Here is an 18,587-nt window from a genome sequence, read left to right on the forward strand (position 1 = left end):
TTTTTAGATGAGTAATAACCCCGCGAACGTCGGCAGTGTTTATCCCAAAGTCGATATGACTGCTGGGTCTTCCCGTTTCCCCGATATGGAGCAGGAAGTCCAGAAGTACTGGAAGGCCGACGACACCTTTAAAGCCAGCCTCAAGCAGACAGAGGGCTGCCCCGAGTATGTCTTTTATGATGGCCCTCCCTTTGCCAACGGTCTGCCGCACTACGGCCACCTGCTGACCGGTTATGTCAAGGACATCGTCCCGCGCTACCGCACCATGGCCGGCAACCACGTTCCTCGCGTCTTTGGCTGGGATACGCACGGACTGCCGGCGGAGCTGGAGGCAGAGAAGCAGCTCGGCATCACCGACAAGGGCCAGATCGAGGAGATGGGCCTGGAGAAGTTCAACGAGTACTGCGCCAAGTCTGTCCTCGAGTACACCGATGAGTGGGAAGAGTATGTCAACCGCCAGGCTCGCTGGGTGGATTTCGAGAACGGCTACAAGACCATGGACTTGGAGTACATGGAATCCGTCATGTGGGCGTTCAAGGAGCTCTATGACAAAGGCCTGATCTACCAGGGCTTTAGGGTTTTGCCGTATTCCTGGGCGGAGCACACCTCCCTGTCGAACCAGGAGACCCGCCTGGATGACTCCTACAAGATGCGCCAGGACCCGACCCTGACGGTGACGTTCCCGGTGGCTGGTGCCGTGGAGGGAAGTGCGGCGGAGAAGACGTTGGCGGAGAACGCCGAGCTTGCCGACGCCTCCTTCCTCGCCTGGACCACCACCCCGTGGACCCTGCCGTCTAACCTGGCTTTGGCGGTTCACCCGGAGGTTGATTACGTCCTGTTCAAGGCCACCGAGGGCGACTTTGCTGGCCGTACCTTCGTGATGGCTGAAGCACTGACCGGCACCCTGGCGAAGGAGCTGGGTGAGGCGGAAGTCCTCAAGACGTTCAAGGGCGCGGAGCTGGAGGGCTTCAAGTACCAGCCCATCTTCGGCTTTTTCCCGGACGTGGAGAATGCGTACCAGGTCTTGCTTGCTGACTACGTCACCACCGAGGACGGTACCGGTGTGGTCCACCAGGCCCCGGCCTTCGGTGAGGACGATATGCTCACTTGCCAGAAGTACGGCGTGGGGCTGGTCATCCCGGTGGATGAGGACGGCAAGTTCACCTCCCAGGTACCGCCGTATGAGGGCCAGCTCGTCTTCGATGCCAACAAGGCCATCATCAAGGACCTCAAGGCCGCTGGCCGCGTGGTACGCCACGTGACCATCGAGCACTCCTACCCGCACTCCTGGCGCTCCGGCGAGCCGCTCATCTACATGGCGCTGCCTGCATGGTTCGTCAAGGTGACGGAGTTCCGTGACCGCATGGTCGAGCTCAACCACAATGAGATCGAGTGGCTGCCGGAGCACATCCGCGACGGTCAGTTCGGCAAGTGGCTGGAGGGCGCTCGCGACTGGAACATCTCCCGCACCCGCTACTGGGGCGCTCCGATCCCGGCGTGGATCTCCGATAACCCGGAGTACCCGCGCGTCGATGTCTATGGCTCGCTGGATGAGCTGGAGCGTGACTTCGGAGTGCGTCCGACGAGCCTGCACCGCCCGTACATCGATGAGCTGACTCGTCCGAACCCGGATGATCCGACGGGCAAGTCCACGATGCGCCGCGTGCCGGACGTGCTGGATTGCTGGTTTGAGTCGGGCTCGATGCCGTTCGCGCAGAAGCACTACCCGTTTGAGAACAAGGAATGGTTTGAGACGCATTCCCCGGCGGACTTCATCGTGGAGTATTCCGGCCAAACGCGCGGCTGGTTCTACCTCCTGCACGTGTTGTCCACCGCCCTGTTCGACCGCCCGGCGTTCAAGAAGGTTGTGGCCCACGGCATCGTTCTGGGCAATGACGGCTTGAAGATGTCCAAGTCCAAGGGCAATTACCCGAACGTCAACGAGGTCTTTGACCGCGATGGTTCGGATGCGATGCGCTGGTTCCTCATGTCTTCGCCGATCTTGCGCGGCGGCAACCTCATCGTCACCGAGCAGGGCATCCGTGAGGGCGTGCGCCAGGCTATCCTGCCGATCTGGAATGCCTACACCTTCCTGCAGCTCTACGCTTCCCAGGACGCGAAGTTCGATGTCAGCTCCACCAACGTGCTGGACCGCTACATCTTGGCCAAGACGCATGACTTGGTGAAGAACACGAATGATGCGCTGGCGAATACCGATATTGCCTCGGCGACCGAGGAGGTTCGTCTCTTCGCGGATGCCTTGACCAACTGGTACGTGCGCCGCTCCCGTGACCGTTTCTGGGAGGGCGAGGAAGCCCATCCGGAGGCCTTCAACACCCTCTACACGGTCCTGGAGACCGTCTCCCGCGTGGTGGCGCCGTTGCTGCCGCATGTGGCCGAGGTTATCTACCGCGGCCTGACCGGTGAGCGCTCCGTGCATTTGGCTTCCTACCCGAAGGCCGAGGACTACCCGGCTGACGATGCCCTCGTGGCCGCCATGGATGCCACCCGCGCGGTGGCCTCCGCGGCGTCCTCGGTGCGCAAGTCCAACAAGCTGCGCAACCGCCTGCCGCTGCCGAAGCTGACGGTGGCGATGAAGGATTCGGCGCGCCTGGCGGATTTCAAGGACATCATCCGGGATGAGGTCAACGTTAAGGACGTTGAGCTTACCGACGATGTCGACGCGGTGGGCACCTTCGAGGTCGTGTGCAACGCCAAGGTAGCCGGTCCGCGCTTGGGCAAGGATGTTCAGCGAGCCATCAAGAACCTCAAGGCGGGCAACTACGTGCGCGAGGGCGAGGACGTCGTGGTCGACGGCGATATCCGCCTATCTCCGGACGAGTACACCGAGCGCCTCAAGGCGGCGAATGCGAAGTCGACGGCTCGCGTGGAAGGGCTCGATGGCCTTGTCGCCGTGGATACCGAGGTGACGGAGGAGCTCGAGGCAGAGGGCTGGGCAGCGGATGTCATCCGCGGCCTGCAGGATGCGCGTAAGGCCGAGGATTTCGTGGTGACTGACCGCATCACCGTGGTTCTCTCCGTTCCAGCGGAGAAGGAAGAGTGGGCTCATCGCCACCGCGAGCACATCGCGGCGGAGGTGCTTGCCGTCGACTTCACTGTGACGGCCCAGGCTCTCGAGCCAAGCGATGGACAGAACATCCATGATGTCCTCAAGGGCGTGACGGCTACCGTGGCCAAGGCCTAAATCCGCAGCGAAAAGCTCCGCTTCCCTCGAGTGGGAGGCGGAGCTTTGAGCATTTGCGCACTGGTGGCGCAAGGCGGCCCGGAGGATGCCGCCTTTACGGGGTGACCGTGTTAGCGGCGGGTGCCGGGCAGGTGCGCGCGCCAAGCAAGGATGACATTGATGAGGCAGACCAGAGCCAAGAAGCTGCCGATGCTGAACAACGCGGTGAAACCGATATAGGGTGCAAGCGCACTGAAAGCCATCGGGATGAAGAAGCCGGTGTAGGAAATGGAGTAGTACACGGCGGTCAGGCCGGCGAGCTCACGCTCGCCCGCGATGCGCTGGACCTCAGACAATCCAGCGACCAGCGCCAAACCGTATCCCGAGCCCATCGTGGCGGCGGCCGCGATGCCGAGCGGCAGGGACAGTGAGTGAGCAGCAAACGCTCCGAGGATTGCGCCGACGGTGATGACGAACATCGACAGGGCCGAGGCTCGCGCGGACTTGTGGGTATCAACCAGGCGGCCCAGCATCTGGACGGCCACGCCGCAGCCCAGGGTGATGACGGTCATCAGGCCGGAGAAAGCGATGGGGGCGTTTCCAGCGGATTCGGATAGCAGCTGTGGAAGGAGCGCATAGGCCGCTCCCGCACAACCAAAGACCCAGGGGGCCACGGGCACGACGACACGCAGGAAACGCTTGTGCGCAGCGGCGGGGATGTGGAGCATCTCCAGCATGTCACGCACCCTGAGCTCCAGGATGGTGGTCTTGACATCGCCTCGGCTGGGCTGGCGGGTCTCAGGCGTATGCAGGAGCCACACGGCAGTCAACAGCGTGAGCAGCATGTGGAGGATATAGGCCGTGTGAGTCGGCCATGGCCCCCACTGGGCCAGCACCGAAGCGATACCCGCGCCGACGAGGAAGCCGGCGGTCAAACACAATGAAGCCTTACGAGCGCCGGACGCTGGGTCGCCGCCGGCGCGCGTGATGAGCTCCGTAATCCACGTTGAACCCACCGCCATGACTAGGCCTAATGCCATACCGCACAAGACGCGTCCCAACGCGATGATGAGTGGTTCGTTGGGGGCGATGGAGAGCAAGAAAGATCCCGCCAAGGACAGCGGTGCCGCGGGGAGCAACAGTGGGCGGCGGCCAAGCAGATCGGACAGCGGGCCGCCGATAAGGAGCGCGGGGATGATGCCAACCACGTAGGCGGCTAAGAGCCCGTTGACCGTCACCTGGGAAAAATTCGAGGTCTCGCGGTACATCACGAGCAGCGGGGTGAATTCATTTCCGCCCCAAGCAACCGCGATCATGGCACCGGCGACGGGGAACCACGCGCGCTTAGGCAGCGGCGCTTCGGCGGAGCGGCTGGGCGAGCCTGGGGAGGCAGCGCTTTCAGTGCTTTCGGTGGTGTCGGCGTCTGTGGGGGCGTCGGGTTGGGGAGTAGGCGCCTCGACAAGCGGGTTCGAATGCGCAGAGACAGTCACAGTTGCTTCCTTGAGGAGTTGAGGTGGGAATGGAGTTCGGTCAGGTAGGTGTCGATGTCGCCGGTGCGGAGGGCGTCGGCAAGCAAGGCGTGCTGGGCCACGAAGCCGCGTGCCTTCTCGACGCTGCGGCCGATGGCAGTTGCGGTAAATCGCTGTTGGCGCTCGCGCAAGGTGTGGCCGAGATGGGCGAGGAGGCGGTTGCCGCCGTTGTCCATGATGGTTTGGTGGAACTTCGCATCGAGTTGGGTATAGGTGCCCAGATCGCCAGCGTCGAGGGCAGCCTTTTGCTCATCGATGGTGGCGACGAGGACATCGGCGATGAGACCGCGCTCCTCGGCGGACAGCCCGCAAATATGGCGGGCAGAGTTCTCATCCACGAGGAGGCGCGCCTCGTAGACCTCACGGATCTCGCGGGGGCTAATCGGTACGACCAGCGCACCGCGCTTGGGATAGAGCTTCAAGAAGCCCTCCACCTCCAAGCGGAGGAAAGCCTCGCGCACCGGGGTTCTACTCATTCCCAGCTCGGCGGCAAGGGCGGCTTCGGAGAGCATCTCCGAGTCATCGATGTCGTCATCGATGATGCGGCGCTTGAGGTGATCGTAGGCCCGTTCCGCGGCGGGTACCTTGTCTTTTTGCATGTATACATGATGCATGCATGCGGTGCTCTCGGTCTAGCGCAAACGCCAATTCGTGAGACATTGATCACGCGGTGGGCAAGTGAGAGCTAGTTCTCTCACGGCACGGTTGGGGTGCCTTGCTGATGCGAATGTGTGTTTTAGACTTGAAGGCATGCAGCGCTGGGTTCTTCACATCGACATGGACGCGTTCTTTGCGTCGGTGGAGCAGCTCACCCGCCCTACCTTGCGCGGTCGGCCGGTGTTGGTGGGTGGAACGAGCGGACGCGGCGTCGTCGCCGGCGCCTCTTATGAAGCCCGCGCATATGGAGCTCATTCCGCTATGCCCATGTTCCGAGCGCAGCAGCTCGTGGGTTATAAAGCCGTGGTGGTGCAGCCGCGCCGGGCGGTGTATGTGGCGGCCTCGCGCCGGGTATTTGGAATTATTGCGCAGCACGCTGGGGTCATCGAACAGCTCTCCATCGATGAGGCCTTCATGGAACCAGCTGCACTCGTCGGGGCCACGCCCACCGAAGTCCGTGAGTGGTCGGAGAATCTGCGCCGAGTGATTCGAGCCGAGACGGGCCTTCCCAGCTCCATCGGCGCCGGTGCAGGAAAGCAAAGCGCGAAGATCGCGTCAGGGGAGGCCAAACCGGACGGGACTTTCATCGTGCCCCAGGAGCGCTTCGATGAGCTCATCCACCCGCTGCCGGTGGGCAAGCTTTGGGGAGCGGGCCCAGTCACCCAGCAGAAGCTCGCAGCTATCGGCGTGGAGACTATCGGCCAGCTGGCGGCGATGAGTCGCAAGGAAGTCGAGATCTCACTGGGCAACGTGGTGGGCGTGCAGCTGTGGGAGTTCGCCCAAGGGATTGATGAGCGCCCGGTTGCCCCGCGCGCGATTGCCAAACAAATCTCCACCGAGTTCACCTACCCCACGGACCTGCGCACGGCGGCGGAGGTGGATGCGGCACTGATCCGCGCGGCGCAGGGCGCGCATTCCCGCCTGCTCAAGGACGGCCGCGGCGCGCGCACGGTGACGGTGAAGTTGCGGATGGCGGATTTCCACATCGAATCCCGCTCGGCCACGCTGCCCTATGCCACGGATGACCTGAAGGTCCTCGAGGCTAAGGCCTTGAGCTTGGCGCGCTACCCGGAGGAGCTCGGGCCCATCAGGCTGGTCGGGGTGAGCTACTCGGGGTTGGAGGAGGCCCGCCAAGACGTGCTATTTCCTGAGCTCGACCGCGAGGTCGTGCGTCCAGCTCCGGATACGGATTACGAGACTGGCGTCAGCGACCACCTGCCCGGCGCGCCGGAACCCGAGGCAGAGCCCGGAGCAGAGTCGGAATCGCTGGGAGAAGCGGGATCGGATTCGATGCGCCGCTGGCACGCTACCCAGGACGTCTACCACTCCGAGTTTGGCCACGGCTGGATCCAAGGCGCCGGCCACGGGGTGGTTAGCGTACGCTTTGAAACTCGCGCTACGGGCCCGGGGTTTGTGCGCTCTTTCGCGGCTGAGGATGAAGATCTCCACCCGGCCGATCCATTGGATTCACTGGCGTGGGAGGGGGCGCTGCTAGGCGACGCCACCGAGGCCGATGACCCCGAGACTGACACCGCTGGGGAGGAACCGCCACGCGAGGATAGCTAGCCCGCGGTATAAGCAGTGGCGGAGGGGGCAGTGCTAAACATCTCTGCCACCGGTGTGTCGGTAGCGAGTGCCGCGGCGAGCATAATGCGGGCTTGGCCGGCTCGGAATCCGCCGGAGGCCACCGCGCCCATCTCGCCCAAGGTGGCACCGCCACCTGCGCCGCCATAGGCCAGCTTGGTAGCTCCGTAGGGTGTGCGGGTGCTAATCACCACGGGCACGCCAGCTTGCAGCGCGCGGGCAACCCCTTCTCCCATCTCTTCACCCATGTTCCCCGAGCCCATCGCCTCGATGACGAGGCCATGGGTGTGGTTGAGGGAGGCGTCGACAAGCGCGGCGCCGGCACCCGGGTAGGCGGCGATGATCTCAACGGGGTGTTGCGCCATGGGGGAGAGCGGCAACGGCGGCAGAGCGGAGTCACCCACCGGTAGCTCCTCAAAGCCGTTGAGCTGCGAAGTATGCCACTTGCGCGCGCCGCGTCCGGGAATGGTCTTGCCGCCGAATTGCACCCACACGCCGGCCTTTCCGGAACACAGGAGCTCATAGGAATCGCGCAGGTTGCGCGGGCCATCACCAGCCGGGTGGTCGAAGGCGCGCTGCGCGCCAGTGAGCACGATGGGCCCCTCGCCGAGGTCGAAGAGGGATAACGCCAGCGCGGTTTCTTCCATGGAATCGGTGCCGTGCGTGATGAGGACGCCATCAATCTCTGGGCGCGCAAGGTGCTGGCGCACACACAGCAGTAGCTCATCGAGGTCTGCCAAAGTAATCGAGCTGGAATCCAGCGCGCGGAATTCCACCACCTCAATGTCGTGCGTTCCGCTTTCAGCGTTGAGGAATTGGGCTAGCTGTTGCCCACTGACGGTGGGGACCAGGGATCCGTCACGGACCGTCGTGCAGGCGATGGTGCCACCGGTGGCGATGAGGGCGAAAGTCATGACAGCAGGCTACTACAGGCACGCACCTGCGCGGGAACCCCAGGGCGGCGGTCGTGGACGCTAAAGTAAAAGGGATAAACCACGATCCCCTACGTGAGGAGTATTTGTGAAATCCTTCAAGCTGAGCGCCGCCGTTGTGGCCCTGGGCGCCGCGACTGCCCTGGCTGCCTGCTCGTCTTCCGAGGATGCAGACACCGAGAACAGCACCGCCGCTAAGCCTTCGGGCGAAACCTCCGCATCGCAGGTGGCCTCCACCGAGATGCCTACCGTGGAGCAGCTCAATGAGATCCTGACCAAGGCCGCAGACCCGAACCTTCCGCAGGAAGAGAAGGTCCAGCTGGTCCAGGGCAGCGAGACGGCGCCGGAGCTTTTCGACGTCATGTCGCAGTCCCAGGCCGAGTCCGGCGCCACCTTCGAGGTCGTTGCCCCGGTCATCCCGGGCCTCGTGCCGGATTCCGCGCTGGCCACCGTCCACATCAACACCCCGGACGGCCAGCAGCAGACCGCTGACCAGGTGGAGTTCATCAACGAGGGCGGCACGTGGAAGCTGTCCAAGACGTGGGCCTGTGTCCTGGTCACCAACATCGTCCCGCCGGAAGAGGTGCCGGAGATGTGTGCTGATTCCGTACCGGAAGGCGCAGAGGCGCCTGCCGACGCCCCGGCAGAAGGCGCTGAGGCCCCAGCCGACGCCCCGGCTCAGTAAGACTGGGATTCAAGCTTCAGCGCCCGCCACCACACTGGATTGAGAGCCAGTGGGTGGCGGGCGCTGTGCTGTCCGAAGGTCGGCGCGCGGTTGCCTGATGCGGGGCAGGCTCGGCGCGCAGCGGACTAGTCGGTGGTGAACGTCATATCGGTGGCGCTGGTTTGCACCACGCGAAGATCGGAGCTGTCCGCACCATAAGAAATGGCAGTAGTCACGGAGACATCGCCGGCGGTGGGAAGCGGTTTGGTCAGATCAACGGTGACCGTCCCCTTCGACGTCGACGTGGTGTCCATGACCTTGAGCTCTTTGCCCCGCAGCTCCTCGGGCGCGTCAGCGCCGTCGAAGGAGAGCGCGCCCAGGGACGGCCGCTGCTCAACCTCGACGTTGAGCGTGGCGATATCCCCGTCGAGCTTGTCCAAGGTATAGGTCGTGGTTTGCAGCAGCGTGGACTCGCCGGTAACGCGCGATTCCACGACCCACTGAGCACCGGAGCCAATTTCCTCATCCGGGAAGACGATGGGCAGCGAGGTCAGGCTGGTGATGGCGCGCTCCACAGTGCTGCGGGCCTCGTCGGTTGCGGCCTGCGGGGCGGCAAGACGCAGCGAGTTCATTTGCCCGCTATCCGTGCCGCGCCACCCAAACTGGAAGCCCTCGGCGGAGGAGACGTCCGCGCCTTCGGCCTCAGGCTTGCCCACGGTAACGAAGGCGTTGCGGCTGGCCGGCAACTGGCCCTCAACATTCTCGGTGGCAGCCTCCACCGAGGCCTGTAGCGGAAGGGTGACTTTGTCCTTGGCCGCTGGTGCAGGAGCCGAGCTGCCGTCCTTGCGTAATTGCTGGTCAAAACCCGTGGCGACCTCATAGGTCAGCTCCTGAGTAGCATCGAGATCCTTATAAGCCACAACGCGGCTTGCGTCGTCACCGGGTTCTAGGAGGGTGACGCGTGGGGCATCGAGGGCTAAGCCCACTGGCTCCTCGACTGGCTTGGCCGGCTGGGAATAGGAACAGCCGGCGAGCGCGCCGCTGACTCCCAAGACGGTGGCGGACAGGACTGCTAGAGCTCTCACACGAAACACGCATTCCAAATTACCGGATGAGCCTGTTTAGAATGGAACGGGTGAAAGCAAGGAGTTATATCGGAGTGATGGTTGCGGTGGTGCTCGGTGTGGCCGCCGTCGACCAAGCCGTGAAGGCACTGATGCTGTCCATCCTCACGGAAGGCGAAGCCCTACCGGTAATCGGTGACTGGTTCCGCTTCTACCTTCTCTTTAACCCCGGCGCCGCCTTCTCCATGGGAGGGGAAGGCTCGACGTGGCTGTTTACCACTATCCAACTCGCCTTCGTTGTTGGTGTAGCAATCGCCGCCCCGCGCATTCATGACAAGTGGCAGGCCATCGGGCTGGCGATGATCGCCGGCGGTGCTCTGGGCAACCTCATCGACCGCCTCGTGCGCGAGCCAGGGTTTTGGTTCGGCCACGTGGTGGATTACATCTCCGTGGGCAGCTTCGCTGTTTTCAATATCGCGGATGCGGCCATTACCTGTGGCGTCGTGGTATTCATCATTGCGATGCTTTGGGCGGAGATGCACGAGAAAGCTGAAGAAAAGGAAACGGGGGGAGAGTAATGCGCGAAAGCCGTAGGTTGCCGGTGCCCGAAGGGCTCGATGGCATGCGTGTGGATGCCGCCTTGGCCAAGCTCCTGGGCATTTCCCGCGCCCGCGTGGCCCAGCTGTGCACGGCGGGTGATGTGGAAATCGACGGTGCGGCCGTGGGCAAGTCCGAGCGCTTAAGCGCCGGTGGCTGGATCGACGTCATGATGCCAGCGCCCGAGGAGCCGCTCATTCCTAAGGAAGAGCTGGTGGAGGGCATGGATGTCCTCTACGCGGACGAGGATGTCATCTGCGTGTTCAAGCCCGTGGGCGTGGCCGCCCACCCGACTTTGGGCTGGGATGGGCCCACCGTCATCGGCGGGCTGCGGGCGGCGGGCTATGCGCTTGCCGACGCTGGCCCTACCGAACGCAAGGGCATCGTCCACCGCCTCGACGTGGGAACCTCAGGCGTCATGGTGGTCGCCGCTAGTGAGCGGGCCTACTCGCAGCTCAAGAACGCCTTCCGCGAGCGCACCGTGAAAAAGACCTATCACGCTGTGGTCCAGGGCCTGCCCGATCCCATCGTCGGCACCATTGATGCGCCTATCGGGCGTCATCCTTCCGCGGGCTGGAAGTTTGGGGTCATTGATGACGGCAAGCCGGCGGTGACGCACTACACGCTGCTCGAGGCCTTCCGCGAGGCCAGCCTCCTCGAAGTCCACCTGGAGACCGGCCGCACCCACCAGATCCGCGTGCACATGTCTGCCACCGGGCATCCCTGCGTGGGCGACCCGATGTATGGCTGTGATCCGAACCTGGCGAAGCGCGTGGGGCTTAACCGCCAGTGGTTGCACGCGGTCGAGCTCGGTTTTACCCACCCGGGCACCGGCAAGTGGTTCGAATGCACCGCACCCTACCCGGACGATCTCAAGCACGCCGTGGAGGTATTGCGCGGATGAGCCCGCAGCGGAGCACGCGCCAGCGCATCTATCGGCGCCGCCGTGCCGCGGCACTGGTGCTGCTGGCCGTGCTGGCGCTGGTGGTGATTGTCCTTTTTGGTCTGCTTGGCACGCAGCCTCGCTCGGCGTTGCAGGGAGATCAGCTGGGCCCGGATGGAACCGAGACTGCCTCCGAGTACCGCGAGCGCGCGGAGGCCTCGCTAGCGCAGGCGGATAAGCCAGCCTATGCGCTGGTGGGTTTTACTAAGCCGCTGAGTCCGCACGACGTCTCTGAGGCTCTGCAACCAATCCAGCGGATGGATGCCATCGTGATTGGGCTGGCCGCTCCTATCGCTGTTCCCGAACCCGTCTCAGGAGCCGAGCGCGCCGACGTCATCGAGGCGGTGTTGGCGCGCGTGGATGAGCAAGCCGGTGGCATGGGGGAGGAGGCGCCGACGGAGGTCGACGCCGTCGTGGTCTATTCCGAAGGGAGTCAGTTGCGCGCACTCGCCTCCGACCCGCGGGTCGATACCGTGGAGGTTGCCCCCGACGATGCCGCCTGGGGATCCTTCGGCGTGCGCCCGCCCGCTAACGTCGGACAGAACGAGAACCGCTAAAACAGTCAAGGAGAAGACATGCGTTTGTTTCCGAACACCTCCACGTGGCCGCCGAACTACCGTTTTGCCTACCTCTTGATGTGGGCGGGCGCGTTCATAGCCTCCGGGGCTGCCATCGCACAAGGGATCTGGGGTGCGGACAAGCTCGCCCTCGGTATTCTCATCGTGGTGGCCATCTATTGCATCGCCATGGCCGTCCTCATGCCGCGGTGGGCGCTCAACGCACGCGAGGAATCCGCCCGGCGCGCCGAGGCTAAGCAGGCGCGCGAGGAGCTGAAGCGCCGCTAATCCTTTGCAGTGGCGCGTGATGCGTCGGCGGGGTGGAGGCGGGCGCGGCGTCGAGAAGCGCGGCCCATGCGCACCAAGTCCGCAAGGTAGATGATCACCGCAACCCAGATGATGGCAAAGCCAATCCAGCGTTCGGTGGACATGTGCTCCTGGGTCACGAACAGTGCCCACAGCATCTGCATGATGGGGGTCATGTACTGCAGCATGCCGAGGGTAGACAGGCGCAGGTGCTTAGCACCCTGCGCGAAACACAGCAGCGGTAGGGCGGTGACGAGGCCGGAGGTAATCAGCAGCGCGATGTGCCCGGGGCCTTCGGTAGTGAAGGTGGATTCGCCCTGTGCTTGGAGGTAGCCCAGGTAGATGAGTGCGAAGGGGAGCATGACAATTGTTTCCGCGGCCACCGACCCCATGGAGGAGACCGTGATGCGCTTTTTAAGCAGGCCGTAGATACCGAAGCTGAAGGCTAGGGCCAGTGAGTAGTAGGGGGCCTGACCGGTCATGAAGGTTAGCCACAACACGGCGATGAAGGCGATGCTGACCGACGCCACCTGCGCCTTCGTCAGCTTTTCCTTGAGGAAGATGATTCCTAGGGCCACGGAGACAAGCGGGTTGATGAAGTAGCCCAGTGCGGCATCGGCCACGTGGTCGCTGTTGATGGCGATGACGTAGGTGCCCCAGTTGATGGTGATGGCCACGCCGCAGGCGAGCATCCACCCCCAGGTGCGCAAGCTGAACGCTCGTAACTCGCGCCAGCCGCCGGTCACCAAGAGCATTGCGGTGACAAGAACCGCGGTCCACACGATGCGGTGGGCCAAGATCTCGAAAGGGCTGGCGGGGCGCAGCAGCGGGAAAAACGCCGGGAAGAAGCCCCACATGAGATAGGCAGCAATAGTGTAGAACATTTAAGAAAATGTACCTCAGCGAGGACCTACGGGCGAAGTTTGACGTCCCCGCTAAGATGAGCCGCATGGCCAAAAACTCCTCCTTCGTCCACCTGCACAACCACACCGAGTTCTCCATGCTGGATGGCATGGCCAAGGTGGATATGTTGGCGGATGAGGTGGTTCGCCAAGGAATGCCTGCCGTCGGCATGACAGACCACGGCAACATGTATGGCTCCAATGCCTTCTACCAAAGGATGACGAGCGCTGGCGTGAAGCCCATCATCGGCATCGAGGCCTATCTTGCGCCCGAGTCACGCTTCAACAAGAAGCGCGTGCTGTGGGGAACCCCGGACCAGAAGCGCGATGACGTCTCCGCTTCCGGTGCCTACCTGCACCAGACCATGCTGGCGGAAAATGAGACCGGCCTGCGCAACCTGTTCACGCTGTCCTCCCTGGCCTCCTATGAAGGCCAATTGGGCAAGTGGCCGCGCATGGACGCGGAATTGATTGCCGAGCATGCCGAGGGCATCATCGCCACCACCGGCTGTCCGTCGGGTGACGTGCAGACCCGCCTGCGCCTGGGCCAGTTCAATGAGGCGTTAGAGGCCGCCGCTATGTGGCAAGACATCTATGGCAAGGACAACTTCTTCTTGGAGCTCATGGACCATGGGCTGGACATCGAGAAGCGCACGCGCGATGGCCTGTTGGAAATCGGCCGGAAGCTGGACCTGCCGCCGCTGGTGACCAATGACTGCCACTACGTGCTGGAAACCCAAGCCCCCGCGCACGAGGCGATGCTCTGTGTGCAGACCGGCAAGACGTTTATGGACCCGGACCGTTTCAAGTTCGACGGCACCGGCTACTACATCAAGTCCGCCGCGCAGATGCGTGAGCTGTGGGACCATATGGTCCCGGAAGCCTGCGATAACACTCTGTGGATTGCGGAGCGCGTGCAAGACTACGGCAAGATCTGGGAGGAACATACCCACGACCGCATGCCGATTGCCGACGTCCCCGAAGGCCACACCCCAACCTCCTGGCTGACCCATGAGGTAATGGAGGGACTGAAGGATCGCTTCCCCGGTGGGGATGTGCCGCAGGAGTACATCGACCGTGCTGAGTACGAGATCAGCGTCATCGATATGAAGGGCTACCCGTCCTACTTCCTTATCGTGGCCGAGCTTATTAAGCACGCGCGGTCCATCGGCATTCGCGTTGGTCCGGGCCGTGGTTCGGCGGCCGGTGCGCTCGTGGCCTACGCGCTGACGATTACCAATATTGACCCGATCGAGCACGATCTCCTCTTCGAGCGATTCCTGAACCCGGAGCGCCCCTCCGCGCCGGATATCGATATCGACTTCGATGATCGCCGCCGCGGCGAGATGATTACCTACGCCGCCGAGAGGTGGGGCGAGGACAAGGTGGCGCAGGTGATCACCTTCGGCACCGTGAAGACGAAGCAGGCTATTAAGGACTCCGCGAAGGTCCACTTTGGCCAGCCCGGCTTCCAGATGGCCGACCGCATTAACGGCGCTCTGCCACCGGCCATCATGGCCAAGGACATCCCGCTCGCCGGCATCATGGACCCAGAGCACGAGCGCTATTCGGAGGCGGCCGAGGTCCGGCAGATGATTGAGACCGACCCGGACGTCAAGAAGATCTACGAGACCGCCCGTGGTCTTGAGGGCGTGGTCCGCCAAGCCGGCGTGCATGCGTGTGCCGTGATTATGGCTTCGGTGCGCCTCATGGACCACATTCCGATGTGGAAGCGCCCCGCCGACGGCGCCTACATCACTGGCTGGGATTACCCGGCCTGCGAGGCCATCGGCCTGCTGAAGATGGACTTCCTGGGCCTGCGCAACCTCACCGTGATCGGTGACTGCCTGGAGAACATCAAGAAAAACCGTGGCGAGGAAGTCCACCTCGAAGACCTCCACGCCGATGACCCGAATGCCTCAAAGGTCTATGACCTGCTCTCGCGCGGCGATACCCTGGGCGTGTTCCAGCTGGACTCCGGCGGCATGCAGGAGCTGCTCAAACGCATGAAACCGACGGGCTTCAAAGATATTGTGGCCTCGCTGGCGCTCTATCGCCCGGGCCCGATGGGCGTGAACGCGCACTGGGATTACGCGGACCGCAAGAATGGGCGCAAGGAAATTACTCCGATCCACCCTGAACTGGAGGAGCCGCTCAAGGAAATCCTCGATGAGACGTACGGTCTCATCGTGTACCAGGAGCAGATCATGCGTATCTCGCAGAAGGTGGCGAACTACACCGCCGGCGAGGCAGACGGCTTCCGCAAGGCCATGGGTAAGAAGAAGCCCGAAGTCTTGGCGCAGCAGTACGACAAGTTCTGGGGCGGCATGAAGGACAACGGCTACTCCAAGGAAGCGATGGACGCTTTGTGGGGCACCATCGAGCCCTTCGCCTCCTACGCGTTTAACAAGTCGCACGCCGCAGGCTACGGCTTGGTGTCCTTCTGGACGGCCTACCTCAAGGCCTATTATGCGCCGGAGTACATGGCTGCGCTGTTGACCTCGGTGGGTGACAAAAAGGATAAGTCCGCCATCTACCTGGCCGACTGCCGCCACCTGGGCATCCGCGTGCTCTCCCCGGATGTCAATGAATCGGTGGAGACTTTCCAGGCCGTGGGCGATGATATCCGCTTTGGCATGGGCGCTATCCGCAACGTCGGTGGGGACGTGGTGGATTCCATCGTGAAGACCAGGCGGGAGAAAGGTGCCTATACGTCCTTCTCCGATTACCTGGACAAGATTGAGCTGGCGGCCTGTTCGAAGCGCGTCACCGAATCCCTCATCAAGGCCGGTGCCTTCGATTCTTTGGGGCATCCGCGCAAGGGACTCATGCTCATCCACGAAGATGCCGTGGATTCGGTGCAGACGACGAAGAAGGCGGCCGACAAGGGCCAATTCGATCTCTTCGCCGGCTTTGGCGGGGAGGAAGGACAAGGCGAGTCCGTCTCCGCCTTCGCCATCGATATTCCGGACGAGAACTGGGACCGCAAGCACGAGTTGGCACTGGAGAGGGAAATGCTGGGCCTGTATGTCTCCGGCCACCCGCTCGACGGATTCGAAGAAGCCCTCAACGCGCAGACCGATACCCCGATTACGAAGATCCTCAACGGTGAGGTGGGCAATGGCCAAGAGCTGGTGATTGGCGGAATCATCTCGGGTGTTGACAGGCGCTTTTCCAAGCGTGATGGCTCGCCCTGGGCTATCGTCAGCATGGAGGATCACAATGGTGCACAGGTAGACATCCTCGTGTTTAACCAGGTGTATTCGTTGGTGGCCGCGCAGATCGCGGAAGATAACATCATCCTGGCCAAGGTGCAGGTGAAGATCCGCGATGAGCGCATGTCCCTGTTCTGCTCTGATATCCGCATCCCCGATCTTGGCCCCGGCAACGGTGCCGGCCTGCCGCTGCGCCTGACCATGCGCACGGATCAGTGCACGATGGACAACATTGCGCGCCTCAAGCAGGTCCTGGTCAACAACAAGGGCGAGTCGGATGTGTACCTCACGCTTGTCGACGGCGAAGAGTCCACCATGATGGTCCTTGGTGAGCATTTGCGTGTGGAGCGCTCCAGTAATCTCATGGGTGATCTCAAGGCGACGATGGGCGCCGGCATCCTCGGGTGAATTTATCTTCGCTTTCGCTATGGGTAGACGGGCCTTGACAGCTAGGCTAGACAGCACAGTCTAGAAGAAAGGAACCCCGTTTCCCATGGTCAATAAGATTCGCACCACCCACGTTGGCTCGCTGCCGCGCACCAAGGAGCTGCTGGAGGCAAACCTCGAGCGCTCCGCAGGCACCATCTCCGATGAGAAGTTCCACGTGATTCTGGAACGCTCGGTCGCAGACGTCGTTAAGCGCCAAGTCGATCTCGGCATCGACATCATTAACGAGGGCGAGTACGGCCACATCACCTCCGGCGCCGTGGACTACGGCGCGTGGTGGAACTATTCCTTTACCCGCCTGGGTGGTCTGACCATGACGGACAAGGACCGCTGGGAAATCGGTGACAAGATTCGTTCCGAGCCGGGCAAGATTCGCCTTTCGTCGATGAAGGATCGCCGCGACCGCGCCCTTTTCGCCGAGGCCTACAACGACCCGGATTCGGGAATCTTTACCGGCCGCAAGAAGGTGGCCAACCCGGAGTTCACCGGCCCGGTTACCTACATTGGCCAGGAACAAGTCGAGGCAGACGTGAAGCTGCTTGCCGACGCCCTGCCAGAGGGCACCGAAGGTTTCGTCGCCGCCCTGTCCCCGGGTGCTGCGGCGCGCTTGCCTAACAAGTACTACGAGGATGAGACCGATCTCGTGCGTGCCTGCGGTGAAGCGCTCAAGGTGGAGTACAAGGCCATCACGGATGCTGGCTTGACCGTGCAGTTCGACGCCCCGGACCTGGCTGAAGCCTGGGACTCCGTGGTCCCGGAGCCGACGGTCGCGGACTTCCAGGCCTTCCTACGCGAGCGCATTGAGATCCTCAACGAGTCCATCAAGGACATCCCGCGTGAGCAGACTCGTCTGCACATCTGCTGGGGTTCCTGGCATGGCCCGCACGTGACGGATATTCCGTTCGAGGACATCATTGAGGAGATCCTGCAAGCCAAGGTCGGCGGATTCTCCTTCGAGGGTGCCTCGCCGCGTCACGCCCACGAGTGGCGCGTGTGGAAGGACCACAAGTTGCCGGAGGGCACCGTCATTTACCCGGGTGTGGTTTCTCACTCCACCAATGCTGTGGAGCACCCACGCTTGGTAGCAGACCGCATCATCCAGTTCGCTGAACTGGTCGGCCCAGAAAACGTGATTGCATCGACGGACTGTGGTCTCGGCGGCCGTCTGCACCACCAGATCGCGTGGGCCAAGCTGGAGTCCCTCGTGGAGGGTGCGCAGATTGCCACCGAGGAGCTGTTCTAATCAGCGAGCGGCCATGAACCAGTGAGCAAACTAAATAAACGCGCGAACCTCCTTGGTTCGCGCGTTTAATTTTTGGTGGGGAGGCGGTTACTTCGCAGCCGCTTTCTCGCCTTCCTTCTTCTGGGAGTTATCCCAGTAGAAGCCGTGGCTCTTGAGGAAGGCGCGCAGACCATCGAGAACGGATGGGTCGAATTGTGCGACCACGGTCAGCGCATTAATAGCGACGGCGACCAGAGCGATAATGCCGCCGACCCACGCAAAGACCTCTTCGGCTGTGTCATTGGGGCGGGCGGACTGTACCCATTCGGGCATCTCGTCCCATTCCTTCTCCAACTCGGCGTCCTTTTCCGCTTGGACGCAGTCTGGCTCTGCTGGCATGCCAGAGGAACCATAACCGTTAAGGATGCCGAGCCCCAGCTCCTGCGGCCCCATGAAGGAAGAACCTGCGGTGCCATCAGCCACCGCCTGCTCGTGCTCCTCACGCGCCTTGTGCACAGCGTCCGCACATTCCTTGGAGAGATCGGAGGTGTCGATGTGACCGACGTTCATCGAGCTTCCACCGTTGGGGCCCTGAGAGCTTCCGCCACTAGAGCTTTGGCTCTGGGAGGAAGCGGAGGACTGGCTGCTCTCAGCGGAGTCAGCGGCTGTGGCCAACGGGGTGACCAGGGCCATCGTCGTCGCGCACACTGCGATAAGGGAGGTGGAAAGGCGCATAATCAGGAATTCTCCTTGAAAGAAGGTGCGAAGGGGGTGTGAGAAAAAG

At 62.6% G+C, this 18,587-nt stretch carries 15 protein-coding genes; 9 read left to right on the forward strand and 6 right to left on the reverse strand.

The genetic code is table 11. The annotated features are described in order from the left end of the window. Nucleotides 1–7: 7 nt before the first annotated feature. On the forward strand, nt 8–3,205 hold the full coding sequence (ileS, locus tag HMPREF2967_RS05225) for an isoleucine--tRNA ligase (RefSeq protein WP_070685312.1): 3,198 nt from the start codon (nt 8–10) through the stop codon (nt 3,203–3,205). 110 nt (nt 3,206–3,315) lie between these two features. Here ileS and HMPREF2967_RS05230 read toward each other — a convergent pair whose 3' ends face one another. Further along, on the reverse strand, nt 3,316–4,500 hold the full coding sequence (locus tag HMPREF2967_RS05230; RefSeq protein ID WP_232770668.1) for an MFS transporter: 1,185 nt from the start codon (nt 4,498–4,500) through the stop codon (nt 3,316–3,318). A 170-nt stretch (nt 4,501–4,670) separates the two neighbouring features. Beyond that, the gene (locus tag HMPREF2967_RS05235) at nt 4,671–5,312 is read right to left on the reverse strand and encodes a GntR family transcriptional regulator (RefSeq protein ID WP_070562676.1); all 642 of its coding nucleotides are present in this window, start codon (nt 5,310–5,312) and stop codon (nt 4,671–4,673) included. A 151-nt stretch (nt 5,313–5,463) separates the two neighbouring features. Between HMPREF2967_RS05235 and HMPREF2967_RS05240 the strand changes: the two genes are divergently transcribed. Next, complete coding sequence (locus HMPREF2967_RS05240) at nt 5,464–6,936, forward strand: DNA polymerase IV (protein WP_070685316.1); 1,473 nt, start codon at nt 5,464–5,466, stop codon at nt 6,934–6,936. On the opposite strand, the gene HMPREF2967_RS05245 is transcribed toward HMPREF2967_RS05240, so the two are convergent. After that, the gene (locus HMPREF2967_RS05245; RefSeq protein WP_070685318.1) at nt 6,933–7,868 is read right to left on the reverse strand and encodes an asparaginase; all 936 of its coding nucleotides are present in this window, start codon (nt 7,866–7,868) and stop codon (nt 6,933–6,935) included. The two genes, HMPREF2967_RS05240 and HMPREF2967_RS05245, sit on opposite strands and share 4 nt — an antisense overlap. Before the next feature lie 106 nt (nt 7,869–7,974). Here HMPREF2967_RS05245 and HMPREF2967_RS05250 point away from each other — a divergent pair, with 106 nt between their 5' ends. After that, nucleotides 7,975–8,571, forward strand: coding sequence for a WKL family lipoprotein (locus HMPREF2967_RS05250; protein WP_070685320.1), 597 nt, complete (start codon nt 7,975–7,977; stop codon nt 8,569–8,571). A 125-nt stretch (nt 8,572–8,696) separates the two neighbouring features. On the opposite strand, the gene HMPREF2967_RS05255 is transcribed toward HMPREF2967_RS05250, so the two are convergent. Further along, a complete protein-coding gene (locus tag HMPREF2967_RS05255; protein WP_070685323.1) occupies nt 8,697–9,644 on the reverse strand; it encodes a DUF6263 family protein in 948 nt (315 codons plus the stop codon). Between the two features lie 32 nt (nt 9,645–9,676). On the opposite strand from HMPREF2967_RS05255, the gene lspA reads away from it, so the two are divergent. Genes lspA through HMPREF2967_RS05275 form a run of 4 tightly spaced genes read left to right on the forward strand, consistent with a single transcriptional unit; the run spans nt 9,677 to nt 11,999 of the window. Continuing rightward, the gene (gene lspA / locus HMPREF2967_RS05260; RefSeq protein ID WP_070623200.1) at nt 9,677–10,192 is read left to right on the forward strand and encodes a signal peptidase II; all 516 of its coding nucleotides are present in this window, start codon (nt 9,677–9,679) and stop codon (nt 10,190–10,192) included. Then, nucleotides 10,192–11,115, forward strand: coding sequence for an RluA family pseudouridine synthase (locus HMPREF2967_RS05265; protein WP_046647986.1), 924 nt, complete (start codon nt 10,192–10,194; stop codon nt 11,113–11,115). Before lspA ends, HMPREF2967_RS05265 begins: the two co-directional genes overlap by 1 nt. Next, entirely contained in the window at nt 11,112–11,711 is a 600-nt protein-coding gene (locus tag HMPREF2967_RS05270) for a hypothetical protein (protein WP_070685325.1), read from the forward strand. Before HMPREF2967_RS05265 ends, HMPREF2967_RS05270 begins: the two co-directional genes overlap by 4 nt. Before the next feature lie 18 nt (nt 11,712–11,729). Continuing rightward, nucleotides 11,730–11,999: a permease gene (locus HMPREF2967_RS05275; protein WP_070685327.1), complete on the forward strand. Its 270-nt coding sequence runs from the start codon at nt 11,730–11,732 to the stop codon at nt 11,997–11,999. On the opposite strand, the gene rarD is transcribed toward HMPREF2967_RS05275, so the two are convergent. Beyond that, entirely contained in the window at nt 11,996–12,901 is a 906-nt protein-coding gene (gene rarD / locus HMPREF2967_RS05280; protein ID WP_070685329.1) for an EamA family transporter RarD, read from the reverse strand. The genes HMPREF2967_RS05275 and rarD overlap by 4 nt on opposite strands. Nucleotides 12,902–12,966: 65 nt before the next feature. Between rarD and dnaE the strand changes: the two genes are divergently transcribed. After that, the gene (dnaE, locus tag HMPREF2967_RS05285) at nt 12,967–16,542 is read left to right on the forward strand and encodes a DNA polymerase III subunit alpha (RefSeq protein ID WP_070596921.1); all 3,576 of its coding nucleotides are present in this window, start codon (nt 12,967–12,969) and stop codon (nt 16,540–16,542) included. Between the two features lie 85 nt (nt 16,543–16,627). Then, nucleotides 16,628–17,824 (forward strand): cobalamin-independent methionine synthase II family protein, encoded by a 1,197-nt coding sequence (locus HMPREF2967_RS05290; protein ID WP_070685331.1) that lies wholly within the window; start codon nt 16,628–16,630, stop codon nt 17,822–17,824. Between the two features lie 87 nt (nt 17,825–17,911). Here HMPREF2967_RS05290 and HMPREF2967_RS05295 read toward each other — a convergent pair whose 3' ends face one another. Further along, nucleotides 17,912–18,538: a hypothetical protein gene (locus tag HMPREF2967_RS05295; RefSeq protein ID WP_070685333.1), complete on the reverse strand. Its 627-nt coding sequence runs from the start codon at nt 18,536–18,538 to the stop codon at nt 17,912–17,914. Between the last annotated feature and the right edge of the window lie 49 nt (nt 18,539–18,587).

The organism is Corynebacterium sp. HMSC059E07, assembly GCF_001814395.1.
Lineage (GTDB): Bacteria > Actinomycetota > Actinomycetes > Mycobacteriales > Mycobacteriaceae > Corynebacterium > Corynebacterium hesseae.

Excerpts from the sequence above, each read along its gene's own strand:
- HMPREF2967_RS05270 (WP_070685325.1), top strand. The coding sequence starts at position 11,112 with ATGAGCCCGCAGCGGAGCACGCGCCAGCGCATCTATCGGCGCCGCCGT.
- lspA (WP_070623200.1), top strand. The coding sequence starts at position 9,677 with ATGGAACGGGTGAAAGCAAGGAGTTATATCGGAGTGATGGTTGCGGTG.
- HMPREF2967_RS05295 (WP_070685333.1), bottom strand. The coding sequence starts at position 18,538 with ATGCGCCTTTCCACCTCCCTTATCGCAGTGTGCGCGACGACGATGGCC.
- HMPREF2967_RS05240 (WP_070685316.1), top strand. The coding sequence starts at position 5,464 with ATGCAGCGCTGGGTTCTTCACATCGACATGGACGCGTTCTTTGCGTCG.
- rarD (WP_070685329.1), bottom strand. The coding sequence starts at position 12,901 with ATGTTCTACACTATTGCTGCCTATCTCATGTGGGGCTTCTTCCCGGCG.
- HMPREF2967_RS05230 (WP_232770668.1), bottom strand. The coding sequence starts at position 4,500 with ATGATCGCGGTTGCTTGGGGCGGAAATGAATTCACCCCGCTGCTCGTG.
- HMPREF2967_RS05235 (WP_070562676.1), bottom strand. The coding sequence starts at position 5,312 with ATGCAAAAAGACAAGGTACCCGCCGCGGAACGGGCCTACGATCACCTC.
- HMPREF2967_RS05265 (WP_046647986.1), top strand. The coding sequence starts at position 10,192 with ATGCGCGAAAGCCGTAGGTTGCCGGTGCCCGAAGGGCTCGATGGCATG.
- HMPREF2967_RS05275 (WP_070685327.1), top strand. The coding sequence starts at position 11,730 with ATGCGTTTGTTTCCGAACACCTCCACGTGGCCGCCGAACTACCGTTTT.
- ileS (WP_070685312.1), top strand. The coding sequence starts at position 8 with ATGAGTAATAACCCCGCGAACGTCGGCAGTGTTTATCCCAAAGTCGAT.
- HMPREF2967_RS05245 (WP_070685318.1), bottom strand. The coding sequence starts at position 7,868 with ATGACTTTCGCCCTCATCGCCACCGGTGGCACCATCGCCTGCACGACG.
- HMPREF2967_RS05290 (WP_070685331.1), top strand. The coding sequence starts at position 16,628 with ATGGTCAATAAGATTCGCACCACCCACGTTGGCTCGCTGCCGCGCACC.
- dnaE (WP_070596921.1), top strand. The coding sequence starts at position 12,967 with ATGGCCAAAAACTCCTCCTTCGTCCACCTGCACAACCACACCGAGTTC.